The organism is Flavobacterium azizsancarii (assembly GCF_027980145.1).
Taxonomy (GTDB): Bacteria; Bacteroidota; Bacteroidia; order Flavobacteriales; family Flavobacteriaceae; genus Flavobacterium; species Flavobacterium azizsancarii.
Map to the genome: position 1 here is coordinate 21,908 of NZ_JAMZNK010000012.1, position 15,074 is coordinate 36,981.

Genomic DNA, 15,074 nt, shown 5'->3' on the forward strand with positions numbered 1-15,074 from the left:
TTATTTACTATTGTTATAATGTAATATTTCGTTTAAAGGCGCAACCTAATTCTATAATAGAGTCAGTTTTGGCAATACCCGGAATATTGTCGATTTTTTCATAAAGAATTTTTCGCATATGCTCGTGATCCTTTGCAACGATTTTGATATAAAGCGTGAAAGAACCGGTTACATAATAACATTCTGTAATTTCGGGAATATCTTTTAATGCTTCAATAATGCGATCAGAATCAGAATCTTTATTTAAGGTGATTCCCGTAAACGAAGCCCAGTCATAACCAATTTTCTTTTCCTGAATAATAGGTTTTATTCCACCAATAACACCTTGCTCTATCATTCGATTAATGCGTTGGTGCACCATAGTGTTTGATATTTTCAAATTAGCAGCAATTGCAGAAAAAGCCATTCTTCCATCTTTTTCTAATTCTTTTATGATGCTAATGTCAAATTCGTCTAATATATCCATTCTTTAAATTGTAATGTAATTATCTACTGTTTTATTGTTGTGGTAAATATGTAGTTCCTACGGAACATTTTTACTGGTTTGTGATCTTCTTTTTCTACCAATATTTTATTCCTAACGGAATATATGCTGATTGTTCAGATTCATAAAAGTAATTGTTTTTTTTAATAAAAAGGAATAAAAGACTTTCATTAAATAAATAAAATTGATTTTTTATCGCCTTAAAAATGTTATTTTTGACTTAAATAATGAATTTTAAAAGTCAAAATAATGTTTATGCCTTGGTAATGAATAAATTTTAATACTTTTGTGCTTTAAATAAATAAATCATGATTCATACTGAAAAATCCCTTTCTTCAAAATCTGAGGTTTTGATTGAAAAAGAAAATAAATACGGAGCTCATAATTATCATCCACTTCCAGTTGTTTTAGAACGAGGAGAAGGTGTATATGTTTGGGATGTCGACGGTAAAAAATACTATGATTTTTTATCTGCTTATTCTGCGGTAAACCAAGGGCATTGCCATCCTAAAATTGTAAAAGCAATGGTAGATCAGGCACAGAAACTTACCTTGACTTCACGTGCTTTTTATAATGACAAATTAGGTGATTATGAAGAGTTTGTGACAAAATATTTTGGTTTTGATAAGGTTCTGCCAATGAATACTGGGGCAGAAGCTGTAGAAACAGCCCTTAAAGTATGTAGAAAATGGGCGTATGAAGTAAAAGGTATTCCGGAAAATCAGGCGCAGGTTATTGTTTGTGAAAACAATTTTCACGGAAGAACTACTACGATCATTTCATTTTCTAATGATGAAGGTGCCCGTAAAAACTTTGGACCCTTTACAGAAGGATTTATAAAAATTGAATACGATAATCTTGAAGCTCTTGAAAAAGTTCTGGAATCATCAAAAAATATAGCGGGATTTTTGGTTGAACCCATTCAGGGAGAAGCTGGAGTGTATGTACCTTCTGAAGGGTATTTATCGAAAGCTAAAGCATTGTGCGAGAAATATAATGTGTTGTTTATTGCAGATGAGGTTCAGACCGGAATTGCACGTACCGGAAAATTATTAGCGGTACATCATGAAAATGTGCAGCCTGATATTTTGATTTTAGGTAAAGCTATTTCTGGCGGAGTTTATCCTGTTTCGGCTGTTTTGTGTAATAACGAAATCATGAATGTAATTAAACCAGGTCAGCATGGATCTACTTTTGGAGGAAATCCTGTTGCAGCAGCAGTAGCAATCGCGGCACTTGAAGTAATTAAAGACGAAAATCTGGCTGAAAATGCAGAACGTTTAGGAATTATTCTAAGAAAAGGTTTAAACGAAATTGCAGAAAGAAATAACCTAATTACGCTTGTTCGTGGAAAAGGTTTGTTGAATGCTATCGTAATTAATTGTGGCGAAGATTCAGATCTTGCCTGGGAAATTTGCCTTAAATTTAGAGACAACGGATTATTGGCAAAACCAACTCACGGTAACAAAATTAGATTGGCACCACCATTAGTAATGACCGAAGCTCAGATTCACGAATGTCTTGAAATTATCGAGAAATCATTAAATGATTTTAGAGATTAAATATCTTTTAAATAATACAAACTAAAAAAGCTGTTCAGAGATGAGCAGCTTTTTTAGTTTAGTTTTTAGTCTCAGTCTCAGTCTGAGTTTTCAGTCTCGGTTAGAAACTGAAAACTGGAACTGAAAACTATTTTCCCACATTCTATAAATTATATAACAAAGGACATGAATTGTATAATCTTTTTTAGCGAGTTGAGAAGTAGTTTTGAATGTCTTTGAAACGGAATTAAAAACGAATCTCTAAAAAGGTTTTTGTTTAATTCTTAATAGAAAGAAAAAGGAAAGAACCAAAATGGTTTTACAAAAATTTATAAATACAATTCTATAATAATGGCTTACTCAAATAATGATATAACACGTTTTTTAGATGCGCAGAATAAACTTTATCTTACTGCTCTTTCCGAAATAAAAAAAGGAAAGAAAGAGACCCATTGGATGTGGTTTATTTTTCCGCAAATACAAGGACTAGGCACCAGTAATATATCAAAGTTTTATGCTATCACTGATCTTAAAGAAGCTAAAGAGTTTCTGGATCATCCTGTTTTAGCCAAACATCTTATAGAGATTTCAGAACTTTTGTTAACCTTTAAAAGAAAATCAGCCGAAGGTATCTTAGGAGATTTAGGTGCTCGTAAATTATTTTCGTCGATGACCTTGTTTTCTCAGGTAGAAGGTGCTCATCCTGTATTTCAGGAAATATTAGATACTTTTTTCTTAGGGTATTCAGATCAACTAACTTTATCAATAATTGATTCACAAGTAGTGTCGCCAGCTGTTGAAGCATTAATATAAATTACGCTCAAACGTAAAAAAAGAAAACCATTCCACTTAACGCGGGATGGTTTTTTGTTTTTAATCTGCTGTATCTGGTGTAGTTTTTTTTCGCCACGAATTCCAAGAATTTCTCGAATTATTTTTTGCCACTCTAAATGCCCATCGTGATGAAATGATTCTCAAAGCTTTGCGAACTTCATCTGAAAATTTTGAGCTTAGCTTAAAACTTCGCGAACTTTGCGTAAACCTTTGTGCTCTCTGCGGTTAAATTTTTTGCCACTCTAAATGCCCATCGGGATAAAATGATTCTCAAAGCTTTGCGAGCTTCGTCAGAAAATTTTCAGATCAGCTTAAAACTTCGAGAACTTTGCGGTTAAATTTTTTTCCACTCCAAATGCCATTCTAAATAAAAAAGCGACTGTTCAAGGAACAATCGCTTTTAGTTATAATTACTTAAAATATCAAAAAAAGTAATTATTTCATTAAGAAAATGCACAAGACACTTCTTTATATTATTTAAAATCTAACTTTTTTAAGTTCCCATAATGTTTTGATAAAAGTATCAACATCCTGAGTAGTATTATAAAAAGCCAATGATGGACGAACGGTAGTTTCAACACCCATTCTTCGCAAAATAGGCTGAGCACAATGATGTCCGGTTCGTACTGCAACACCTTCTTTATTCAAAGCTTGACCCACCTGATCGTTGGTATAACCTTGTAAATTAAAAGAAAGAACACTCGCCCTATTTTTCGCCGTCCCGATCAATCGAACACCCGGAATTTCTTTTAGCAGCTTTGTCGCATATTCCAGTAACTGATGTTCGTAGTGACCAATAGCGTCGATACCTAGTTTAGTAACATAATCTATTGCAGCGCCTAGACCAATGGCATCGGCGATATTTCCGGTTCCGGCTTCGAAACGATTCGGTGCTTTGTGGTATTTTATTTCCTCAAAAGTTACATCCTGAATCATGTTTCCGCCAGCTTGATACGGTTCCATTTCGTTTAGCAAATCTTCTTTTCCGTATAAAGCGCCAATTCCCGTTGGACCAAAAAGTTTATGACCGGAAAAAACCAGCCAATCCGGATTTAAATCCTGAACATCGACTTTCATGTGCGAGACCGATTGTGCGCCATCAATTAAAACTTTTGCACCAATGGCGTGTGCCATTTTTACAATTTCTTTAGCCGGAGTTACAGTTCCTAAAGCATTTGAAACTTGCGTAAAAGCAACCAAACGCGTTTTAGAATTCAGTAGTTTTGAATATTCATCCAATAAAATTTGTCCGTCGTCATCAACAGGAATTACACGAAGTTTTAGACCTTTTTTATCCGCCAGACGTTTCCACGGAACAATATTCGCATGATGTTCCAGATTACTCACAATGATTTCGTCTCCGGCAACCAGATTATGATCGCCCCAACTTTGAGCCACCAGATTAATTCCTTCTGTGGCACCGCGAACAAATACAATTTCGTTTACAGAATTTGCATTTAGAAATGTTTTTACTTTTTCACGGGCGGATTCATAAGCATCTGAGGCACGAGCCGCAAGTTCATGTGCTGCACGATGAATGTTTGAATTTTCATGCTCGTAGAAATAAGCAATACGATCAATAACCGATTGTGGTTTTTGGGTCGTAGCAGCATTATCAAACCAAACCAGAGGTTTTCCGTTTACAGTTTCTCTCAAAATGGGAAAATCTTTTTTAATGAGATTAGCATCAAAATGAGAGTCTGAGATAGTACCAAAATCTGGTTTTTCAAAAGTATTTCCAACAACCAAATTCGAATTTCTCTGATCAAAAGCAAACGGATTCTGATCTAAAAAATAATACGAATTGGGTATTTCATTTCCGTTTAACGGAAAATCAAGACGTTTTGTAAATTGTGTATCAACAAATGACAATGCCACTTTTAATTCCGTTTCAAAAGAAGAACTGTCGGTTTGAAAAGGCAGATAATCATGGTTCAAAAGCAATTTCGAAAAAGACAATTCTTCATTTGATTGCGCCGTTCCGCTATTCTTGAAATTAGCATCCTGAAAACCCGTTTGCGGATTGTTGACATTTACATTATTTCCGTGTGGAATCCCCGATGGAGAAACGCCACTTTGAGGATCAAATCCGGCTCCGGCGTTTGGATACAAAGCCGAAGCTCCTGAACCATAATTGGCAACAGTTGGCGAAACTCCAAAACCACTAAATGCAGGCGCACCAGAAGGTGGCGTTGCTACATCTTGTAATGGAAGAGTTGCATTATTACCGCGTAAGTTCCCTGAATTCAACAAAGTCTCTGCAATTTTTGTAGCACGAGGATGTTCACTACGATCAGGGCTCAACGAAATTTCCTTAGGAAACTCATTAGGCAATGACTTGAACAATTCGTTCGCTAAAAGCTGCAAATCCTCAATGTTGGGTAAACCGTCGTGGTTAGTATTTATACTCATGATACTTACCTATTTCTACATCTTCAAGAACTGCGATTGCATCGTCTACCAAAATTGCCAATGAGCAATAAAGAGATACCAAATACGAAGCAATTGCTTTTTCATTGATTCCCATAAAGCGAACCGATAATCCAGGTGATTGCTCGCCTTGTAATCCAGGTTGAATCAATCCGATAACGCCCTGACGGCTTTCGCCTGTACGCAATAAAATGATTTTAGATTTTCCGTTTACGATAGGTAATTTATCTGATGGAATAAGCGGAATGCCTCTCCATGTTAAAAATTGAGATCCAAACAAAGATGTAGTAGGAGGCGGAACACCACGACGAGTACATTCACGGCCAAAAGCAGCAATTGCTAAAGGGTGCAACAAGAAAAATCCCGGTTCTTTCCATACTTTTGTCAATAATTCGTCTAAATCGTCCGGAGTTGGTGCGCCGGTTCTGGTTTTGATAATTTGCGATTTTGCAACATTGCTTAACAAACCATAATCTTTGTTGTTGATTAATTCGCTTTCCTGACGTTCTTTGATCGTTTCAATTGCCAAACGAAGCTGCTCAGAAATTTGATTGTATGGTTTGCTGTACAAGTCAGAAACTCTTGTGTGCACATCTACAATCGTTTGTACTGCCGCTAGATTGTATTCTCTTGGATTATCGATATAATCGACAAAAGTGTTAGGTAAAACTCTTTCGTCACGTGCAGAACAATCGACTTCGATATGACTTCCGTCTTTTACTTTATTCAAACGAAAAACGCCTGATTCTACTGGTGTCCAATGCAAAAGATGCGTTAACCAGCGTGGCGAAATTGTCCCAATTTGGGGAACCGTACGTGTTGCAATTGCTAATTGTCTTGCTGCAACATCTCCTAATGCCGTCTGTTGTTGTTTTTGTTCAGCCATGGTGTAATGGTTTAAAGATTAATTTTATTTTTAATGTTTTTGTGAAATCTTCGCATAGAAAAACACATTTTTGTTCTATCAGTAAATTTATGTTAAAAACAGTAGCCTTTGATTTTATTACTGTTTAATTTACGGTATAATAACATGTAATTTGTTGTATCACAGAATTATGAAAGCGGGTCGAATAACTCGTCAACTGAAAGATATCGTTCTCCCGTATCATAATTAAAAGTCAGTACAACCGCATCTTTCGGGATTTTATTTATTTGTTTTGAAATTGCCGCCAAAGAAGCTCCCGTCGATATTCCGGCAAAAATTCCTTCTTCTTTTGGTAATTTTTTAGCAAAATAAAAAGCATCTTCTTTTTCTACCGGAATAATCAAATCGACATAATCCCGATTAAAAACTTCCGGAATAAATCCTGGTCCAATTCCCTGAATAGGATGTGGGGCAGGAGAACCACCGCTTAAAACCGGTGATAAGGCAGGTTCTACAGCATAAGTTTTAAGATTAGGAAAATGTTGTTTCAAAATTTTAGAAACTCCCGTAATATGTCCGCCCGTTCCAACTCCCGTGATGAGGTAATCAATTCCATCAGGGAAATCTTGTAGAATTTCCTGTGCCGTAGTTTTCTCATGAATTTCGACATTTGCAGGATTTGTAAACTGAAAAGGCAAAAACGAATTGGGAGTTGATAATGCTAGTTCCTTAGCTTTTTCTACCGCGCCCGAAGTTCCTTTTTCTCGTGGAGTCAGAACAAATTCCGCACCATAAGCATTCATGATTTTACGCCTTTCGATACTCATTGATTCCGGCATCACCAGAATAACGTTGTATCCTTTTACCGCAGCCACCAGCGAAAGCCCTATTCCGGTATTTCCTGAAGTGGGTTCTATAATGATCGAATCAGGATTTAAAAGCCCTTTTTCCTCTGCATCTTCAATCATTGCCAATGCAATCCTGTCTTTGATACTCGCACCCGGATTCGACTTTTCAATCTTAATCCAGACCTGATGCTCTGGAAAAATCTTGTTGAGTTTTACGTGAGGCGTGTTTCCTATGGTTTCTAGTATATTTTGATATTTCATGATGTTTTGTTTTTAAACCATATAAGTGATTATAAGTTCATTTTAGTTTAAATGCGTTGCGTTTTTTATTGACAACTTTTTCAAAGATTTATGCTCAATATTATTATGTTCATTTTTGTCATCCCAATTTCTAGGATAAAACCAAATCTTTTTTTCAGGAGCTAATCCCGCTATCCGTTTCAATCTTTTGTGGCGAACCCCGCCACAAAAGGATTTCCACTTCTATCGGGGCTATGGCGGTCATTTTCATAAGAATGTTTTCGTTTAGTATTTCATTTCTTACGCTCATTTTTTGTTCATTCCGAGGAACGAGGAATCTCCGCAAGAAACTCCGCATGCAAAATTGTCAATCTTTGTCGAGCTACTAACGGAGATTCCTCGTTCCTCGGGATGACAAGATTGCGGTTAGAGATTGTGTGGCTAAACACTTTGTCAAAGTTTCGAACTTTGACAAAGTTTGCAAGACCTTTTTTATATGCTCTTATATTCCTTATATGGTTCAAATATTACTTACATGGTTCAAAAAAACATTTTAAATCGAATAAAAAATAGGCTCCGGAAACGGATTATTGTCCTTCACTTTAATCTCATTTTTATGATACACAACTGAATTTGACGGAACCGTATACGTCAGCCAGACATTTCCTCCAATGATCGAATCTCTTCCTACCACGGTTTGTCCGCCCAGAATCGTACTATTCGAATAAATAATGACATTGTTCTCAATCGTGGGATGTCTTTTTATAAAGGCTTCCTCTTTTTTTACACTCAAAGCGCCTAACGTAACACCTTGATATATTTGTACATTATCGCCAATAATAGTCGTTTCGCCTATTACAATTCCGGTGCCGTGATCGATGGCAAAATCATTGCCGATTTGAGCGCCAGGATGAATTTCGATACTGGTTTTGATGTGTGCATATTCTGAAAAAGTTCTGGCTAAAAGCTTTAAATCCTGTTCCCAGATTTGATGCGAAAACCGATAAACGGCTATGGCGAAAAAACCGGGATAAGCGTATAAAACTTCTTCTATAGATTTAGCTGCAGGATCTTTCCTGAAAATGGTATCGGCATCATTTAGTGTTTTCTTGTACAGATGAGGCAATGCTTCAAAAAATATCTTAGTTTGCTCGAAACTGTCGTCTTTTTTGGATGCATAATCAATTACGATTTCATTAAATTGCTTTTCTAGAACTTCAAATTTGTTTTTGATAATGGATAAATCTCCAAAACGCTTTGAAGTATTCGAAAATAAAACAGAGAATAAATCCTCAATAAATTGATGGATTACCTTTTTTTGAGGAAGGATCAATAAACTCTGATGGTTGTTGGCTATTTCTTGATAAAATGAATTCATAATAAATTGTTTTTTGGTTCGTACTAACATCTTTATGCGAAATCAACTAGTCTAACGAGGTATTCTAAAGCAACTTTTTGGATTCATAAATATTATTAAACCCATAGAAACATAGATTTTATGTTTCGAAAAGGAGACAAAAAGAAATACATTTCTCTCACATAGTCCAGAAGCTTCGGGATGATTTATTCTAAAGTGAAACCCCTTTTTTTAAGCAACCAATAAGCTATGTTTCTATGTGTTAAAGAATTACCCCAACCGCTTAAATGTCTTCGGTTTTGGGTTTTGAAAACTTCTCCCTGATATAAAAAACAGGTATTCCTATTCCTGCGATGATTAATCCCGGCCAGGTATAGGTGGGTTTGTAAATGATTAATAATATACAGAACGCTGATCCCATAATGATATAAATGGCAGGTAAAAATGGATATCCAAAGGCTTTATAAGGTCTTTCATGTTCCGGTTTTTTACTTCTCAAAACAAAAATTCCAGTAATAGTGATAACGTAAAACAGAACAACTACAAATGAAATCATGTCTAATAAATTCCCGTAACGACCGCTTAAACTCAAAACAACCGCCATAAAAAATTGAATCCAAAGTGCATTTGCCGGAACCGAATGTTTGTTTAAAATCGCTGTCTTTTTGAAAAATAAACCATCTTTTGCCATACTCTGATACACTCTCGCGCCTGATAGAATCATTCCGTTGGCACAACCAAAAGAAGCAATCAAAATCATTAACGCGATAATCGAAGTTCCGCTTGAGCCAAAAATCGCTTGTGCAGCGGCAATTCCAACTCGGTCTTTTTCAGGTGTTCCAATGGCTTCAACGGGTAAAACGGCAGTAAACATGATGTTTAAAGAAACGTATATAATCGTTACCACGGCAGTTCCTAAAAGCAGACTCAAACCGATATTTCGTTTTGGATTTTTTATTTCATCCGAAACAAACGTCACATTATTCCAGGCATCATAACTAATAACTGTTCCCACCAAAGCAGAAGCGATTGCGCCCCAAAAAGCAGGCGTATTCGTGTATTGCAAAAACGAACCATCCGGATTTAGTTTTTGCAAATGAAACGGATTCGTCCAGTTTGCCTGCCATACTTCGGGTTTAAAAAATATAAACCCGAAGACAATAAGAACTAGTAAGCTTATCAGTTTGGTTCCGGTGAAAAACTTCTGAATTATTTTTCCGAGTTTTACGCCTTTGGTATTGATATAGGTTAAGATGAATAACAAGACAATAGAGGAGAGCTGTGCCGGCGAAATGGTAAAGGATTCTCCGATTCTAAAAGCAACCAAATCTTCACTAAATAAAGGAAAAAAGTACGCCAGAAATTTAAAGAACGATACACAAACCGCAGCAATTGTTCCCGTTTGAATTACGGTAAACAAACTCCATCCATACACAAATGCCACAAGCGGATTATAAGCTTCTTTAAGATAAACATACTGACCTCCTGATTTTGGGAACATTCCGCTTAATTCTCCGTAACTCACAGCTGCAATCAACGTCATGAATCCGCCAATTAACCAAACCAAAATTAGCCAGCCTGCTGATCCTACATTACGGGTAACATCGGCACTCACAATAAAAATTCCCGAACCAATCATTCCGCTGGCAACCAATAAAGCTGCATCGGCAAGACCGAGTTCTCTTTTATATTCTTGTTTTTTTTCTATTTCTGACATTCTGATTTTTTGTTTTTATAACTAAACCAATTCGGCATTGGTCAAAGGTGTTGTAGGTGTTTCTTTTGGAATTCTTCCTTGCAGATGCGGTAACGATGCATTTGGCAAACGTGGCAGCACCAATTTGGCAAAATAGTTCGCTTCTTCAATCAAAGGGAAACCGGAGAAAATAAAAGAGCGGAAACCCATATCCATATAGCGATTCAGTTTTTCTATAATTTGATCGGCACTTCCTACCAAACCACTTCCGCAGCCAGAGAAAACTTTACCAATATCGGTCCATAAGATATCTTCTACATAACCATCCTCATCCGAAGTTTCTCTTAATTCATCTTGTTTTAAAACTCCTAACGAACGCGAATCTTCGCCACGGCTTCTGATTTCCAAACCTCTTTTCTCATCAAACTTCGAGATTAGCTTTTTCGCGTAAGCTCTGGCTTCTTCCTGTGTTTCACGAACAATGACATGAATTCTTAACCCGAAATCTATCGTTCTTCCTTCTGCAGCAGCACGTTCGCTCATTTCTTTCAGAGTCGCATACATCGATTCTTCAGATTCCGGCCAGGTCAAAAACACGTCGCAATGTTTCGCACAAACGGCTCTGGAACCAGGGGAAGTTCCTCCAAAATACAATAATGGACCGCCGTTTTGCTGATAGGATTTTACCGGATCAGATGGCAAATCAAACTGATAAATTTGTCCTTTATGCGAGATTCTGTCTTGTGTCCAGCCTTGCTGCAAAATCTGAATCACCTCAGAACATCGTTGGTATCTTAGATTAGGATCTTCACGGGTTCCCGGTAAATCTGAGTTGATGATGTTTAAAATCAATCTTCCTTTCAAGATGTGATCTAATGAAGAAATCGCTCTTGCCAACATGGGCGGATGTACTTCTCCGGTACGGATCGCCAACAAAAATGTAATGTTATTCGTTTCCGGCGCAACACTTGCCGCAAAAGCCAGTCCGTCTTGTCCTACGGTATAGGCAGATGGATATAAGATGTTGCTAAAACCTAGTTTTTCTGCTTCTAATGTTATTTCACGACAATGTTCGTAACTGCTTCGGCGATCATTATCTAATACGCCTAAATATGCTGTATCTCCACCAATAATGTCATTGAACCAGGAAATTTCTGCTACTCTTTCCGGGGTTCTAATGGCTACTGTTTCAATTTTACCTTCAATCATTTTCTTTCTTCTTTTTTAAGCTCTTTTTCAATTTTTTATTTTTATCCTGCGCATTTTTTCCAGCTTCACTCAACCAGGAAATTTCAGTATTTTTAATTCTCATTGATACAACAGGTGCGGGATTTAGGTTGGTCTGATTCATATTTTTTGAGTTTTAGTTATTATTTTTTAAAGACTGTTTTTCCTTCTTTAATGGTTTCCAGAACAGTAATGTCTTTTATTTTAGAAGGATCTATTTTGGTTAAATCGTCTGAAAGTACCACTAGATCCGCCAGTTTTCCGGTTTCGATAGAACCTTTGCTATTTTCTTCAAAATATTCGTAAGCGCCGTTTATCGTGATGGCACGAAGTCCTTCGATAGGCGTTAATCTTTCATCCGGACCAATAACCTGACCTGAACGTGATTTTCTTTCTACAGAGGTCCACAATAAAAACAATTGGTTTAATGGTGTAACCGGATAATCTGTATGGTTCGTGGCGACAACACCTTTTTTGATGGCTGTTTTTAATGGGCTTAAAAAATTAGCTCTTTCCGGACCTAAGTTGCGAAGGTGTACATCGCCCCAAAAGAAGGCGTGATTACTAAAGAAAGCGGCAATGATGCCCAGTTTTTTATAAGTATCCAACTGATCAGGTCTTACAAACTGAGAGTGAATCGTTACCGGTCTGCGATCGTTACTATTGGTATTTAATGTTTTATTGGCATTTTCTATCGCTTTCAGGTACATATCGATCGTGGCATCTCCGTTGCAATGCACAAATGGGCGAACATTATTTTGGAAAGCCTTAATAACTAAATCATTAAACTGATCTTGGGTAATGTTGGCGAAACCGGTACATTCGTCGTGGTTACAACCCGGAACTTCTACCAAATATGATTTACTGAAAAAAGCCGTTTTACCTTGTGGAGAACCATCGGCAATCATTTTTGTTCCGGCCAGTTTTAAGTGGTTTCTTAGTACACCAAATTTAAAATCAGGATTTTGCAATACTTTTTCTAAAGTTGGATATCCCGGCAAAGCTTCAATATCAATAAACAATTCATTTCTTTCTGCGGCTTTGTGCAATAATTCAACAGATTCATAACTTGAATATCCGTCCTGAGCCGTTGTAATACCATTACTGGCATAAAATAATTGCTGCTCTTTTAAATCTTTTATCTGCTGGTCTAAAGTTGGAGCAGGTTTCGCAGGTCTTTTCAATAATCGGCTTGCATTTTCTTGTAATAATCCTGTTGGTTCGTTAGTTCCTTTTTTTCTTTCGATGGCACCACCGGGAGGATTTGCTGTATTGGCATCAATTCCTGAGAGTTTTAAAGCATACGAATTAGAAACCGACATATGCCCGTTGATGTTCGTAATCGTTACTGGATTGTTGGGAAAAGCAGCATCAAGATCTTCTTTGCTTGGATGTCTTTTTTCTTCAAGTTGATCCTGATCATATCCAAAAGCATCGATCCATTCGCCTGGAGCGACATTGTTTTTCTTTTGAAAATCCTGAATACGGCTTACCAAATCGGCAATGTTTTTAACATCTCCCATTGGCGGAGATCCCACATTTACTGTTGTAGATCTCGATAAACCCATAAAATGGCTGTGACCGTCAATAAATCCGGGAACTACCGTTTTTCCTTTTAAGTCGACAACAATCGTGTTTTTGTCTTTTAGTTTTTCGATTTTGCTATTCGTTCCCACAGCCAGAATTTTACCGTTACTTACGGCAACAGCTTGCGCTGTACTGTTTTTGGCATCAACGGTAATAATATTTCCGTTGATAAAAATTTTCTCAGCTGTATTTTTTTGCTGTGCATGGATAACCGTCGCAGCGAAGAGTATAGCCAGGCATTTTAAATTAGTTCTCATTTTGTTGTTTTTTTGTTTATATAATTATTTTTAAACACATAGAAACATACATTTACTTTATGAAAAGAGGCTTTTCACTTAGAATAAATCACATAGCTATATGAGCTATGTTAAAGAAATTTATTTCTTTTTGTTCCCTTATCTAAAATCTAGAACCTATGTTTCTATGTGTTAAATATTTTTTTTTCCACTTGCATCTAATGGGTTGTAGTATTCTATCTCGGAGCCAGTTTGTTATAAGCTAATTCATTACTTGGGATTGCCCAAACATAATTCGCCGCTGTTGGCAAGACTTCAGGTGCAGCACCAGCATTTCCTGTTTTGGCAGGAAGCGCCTGAACTCTTCTCAATAAATCCGGCGTACGAAATCCTTCGCCCACCAATTCTATTCTTCTTTCGTTTAGAATTGTATTGACCAATTCGTCTTTTGTCGCAACTCCTGTTGTAAAAACATAAGCAGCATCAGAACGATTGCGAACTGCCGATAATAGCGTTCTGGCCAAAGGCAAATTGTCGCTTTGTGCCGCAGCTTCGGTATAATTCAAAAGGACTTCTGCGTATCGAATTACAGGAACATAATCAGTAAAAGGGGCACCATTTTTCTTGAATTTGTTCAGTAATTTTTGTCCGGTGGCATTAGTGATCACCAAACCTTTTCTGGCATCTGCAGAAGTTGGAGAAGCATAAACAGGATCTGCAATAATTCCTGCGGTATTAAAATAAATAACCGGAGTTAAGTAGTTTGCGCCAAGTGCACTTTGCAAGGCTGGAGCTTCTGCCGCAGTAGTAAACGGAATTGAAAATATAGCTTCGTTACCTACATACGAACCTCCAAAAACGTTAGCAACATTAGGTTCTAAACGATGTGTCAAACTTCCTGAAACGTATTGAAAAGGAGCTGTTGCAGGAACCAGTTTACTAGCTTCGGAAATTACTTTTGCATAATCGCCTTTGCTTAAATAAACTCTGGTTTTTAAAGCTATTGCTGATGCTTTATGCGCTCTTGAAACTGTAAGGATTCCTGTTGCATAACTTTCTGGTAAATCGACCTCGGCTTCGTCAAGATCTTTTAAAATTTGACTATAAACATCTGCAACGCTGCTAAAGGCTAAGTCGTTAAGTCCGCCCGATGTATTTCCTTTTAAGCGTAACGGAAGCGCCAGTGCAGCACTATTTTGCGCATAAGGTTTTGCATAGGTTTGCACTAAACTTAGATACGAAATCGCTCTTACAAACTTAGCTTCGGCGATATAATTCTTGCGTAAATCCTCTGTTACAACAGTAGATGTTGCCAGATTATCGATCAGAATATTCGAAAAGTTAATAGTCGTGTAAGCAACGCTCCAAACTGAGTTTACAAAATCTCCTGATGAAGTTATCGTCTGATTCCAAACATTGGCTCCGGTTGAATTGTTACCATCATTCTGACTGAATTCGTTTCCTCTTTGTTCATTAAAAATAATGAAGCGGCCACCGTAAAAAGACGGATTGCTAAACTGACCGTATAGTCCGTTTACCTGACCTAAAATTTTGGCTGGTGTGCTGAAAGCCGTTTCTGTAGAAATGCTCGTTTCAGGAACAGTATCTAAAGCATTATCGCTACATCCGGCCAATAATAAAGCTAGAAATGGTGTGATAATAAAGGCTTTTTGTATGCTTTTTTTATAATTGAAAATCATGATGTTTTTATTTTTAATTAAGATGAATG

At 36.9% G+C, this 15,074-nt stretch carries 12 protein-coding genes; 2 read left to right on the plus strand and 10 right to left on the minus strand.

The annotated features are described in order from the left end of the window. Window positions 1-13: 13 nt before the first annotated feature. Window positions 14-466 carry an Lrp/AsnC family transcriptional regulator gene (locus tag NJT12_RS09630; RefSeq protein ID WP_271335685.1) on the minus strand — a complete coding sequence of 151 codons (453 nt, stop codon included), beginning with the start codon at window positions 464-466 and terminating at the stop codon, window positions 14-16. 326 nt (window positions 467-792) lie between these two features. Here NJT12_RS09630 and rocD point away from each other — a divergent pair, with 326 nt between their 5' ends. Beyond that, on the plus strand, window positions 793-2,046 hold the full coding sequence (rocD, locus tag NJT12_RS09635) for an ornithine--oxo-acid transaminase (protein WP_271335686.1): 1,254 nt from the start codon (window positions 793-795) through the stop codon (window positions 2,044-2,046). A 330-nt stretch (window positions 2,047-2,376) separates the two neighbouring features. Next, entirely contained in the window at window positions 2,377-2,838 is a 462-nt protein-coding gene (locus NJT12_RS09640; RefSeq protein ID WP_271335687.1) for a DUF1810 domain-containing protein, read from the plus strand. 498 nt (window positions 2,839-3,336) lie between these two features. On the opposite strand, the gene NJT12_RS09645 is transcribed toward NJT12_RS09640, so the two are convergent. The 9 genes from NJT12_RS09645 to NJT12_RS09685 form a co-directional block, all read right to left on the minus strand. Beyond that, window positions 3,337-5,271 (minus strand): family 2A encapsulin nanocompartment cargo protein cysteine desulfurase, encoded by a 1,935-nt coding sequence (locus tag NJT12_RS09645; RefSeq protein ID WP_271335688.1) that lies wholly within the window; start codon window positions 5,269-5,271, stop codon window positions 3,337-3,339. Next, window positions 5,255-6,175 carry a family 2A encapsulin nanocompartment shell protein gene (locus tag NJT12_RS09650; protein ID WP_072960213.1) on the minus strand — a complete coding sequence of 307 codons (921 nt, stop codon included), beginning with the start codon at window positions 6,173-6,175 and terminating at the stop codon, window positions 5,255-5,257. Before NJT12_RS09650 ends, NJT12_RS09645 begins: the two co-directional genes overlap by 17 nt. 167 nt (window positions 6,176-6,342) lie before the next feature. After that, window positions 6,343-7,263 (minus strand): cysteine synthase A, encoded by a 921-nt coding sequence (cysK, locus tag NJT12_RS09655; RefSeq protein ID WP_271335689.1) that lies wholly within the window; start codon window positions 7,261-7,263, stop codon window positions 6,343-6,345. A 532-nt stretch (window positions 7,264-7,795) separates the two neighbouring features. Beyond that, a complete protein-coding gene (locus NJT12_RS09660; protein ID WP_271335690.1) occupies window positions 7,796-8,620 on the minus strand; it encodes a serine O-acetyltransferase in 825 nt (274 codons plus the stop codon). Window positions 8,621-8,882: 262 nt separating this feature from the next. Continuing rightward, window positions 8,883-10,316: an APC family permease gene (locus tag NJT12_RS09665; RefSeq protein ID WP_271335691.1), complete on the minus strand. Its 1,434-nt coding sequence runs from the start codon at window positions 10,314-10,316 to the stop codon at window positions 8,883-8,885. A gap of 21 nt (window positions 10,317-10,337) precedes the next feature. Next, entirely contained in the window at window positions 10,338-11,504 is a 1,167-nt protein-coding gene (locus NJT12_RS09670; protein WP_271335693.1) for an LLM class flavin-dependent oxidoreductase, read from the minus strand. Then, window positions 11,497-11,646, minus strand: a complete 150-nt coding sequence (locus NJT12_RS09675; RefSeq protein WP_271335694.1) for a hypothetical protein — start codon at window positions 11,644-11,646, stop codon at window positions 11,497-11,499. The genes NJT12_RS09670 and NJT12_RS09675 overlap by 8 nt, the downstream gene beginning before the upstream one ends. A 19-nt stretch (window positions 11,647-11,665) precedes the next feature. Further along, the gene (locus NJT12_RS09680) at window positions 11,666-13,366 is read right to left on the minus strand and encodes an amidohydrolase (protein ID WP_271335695.1); all 1,701 of its coding nucleotides are present in this window, start codon (window positions 13,364-13,366) and stop codon (window positions 11,666-11,668) included. Between the two features lie 215 nt (window positions 13,367-13,581). Beyond that, entirely contained in the window at window positions 13,582-15,045 is a 1,464-nt protein-coding gene (locus tag NJT12_RS09685; protein WP_271335696.1) for a RagB/SusD family nutrient uptake outer membrane protein, read from the minus strand. Window positions 15,046-15,074: the final 29 nt, after the last annotated feature.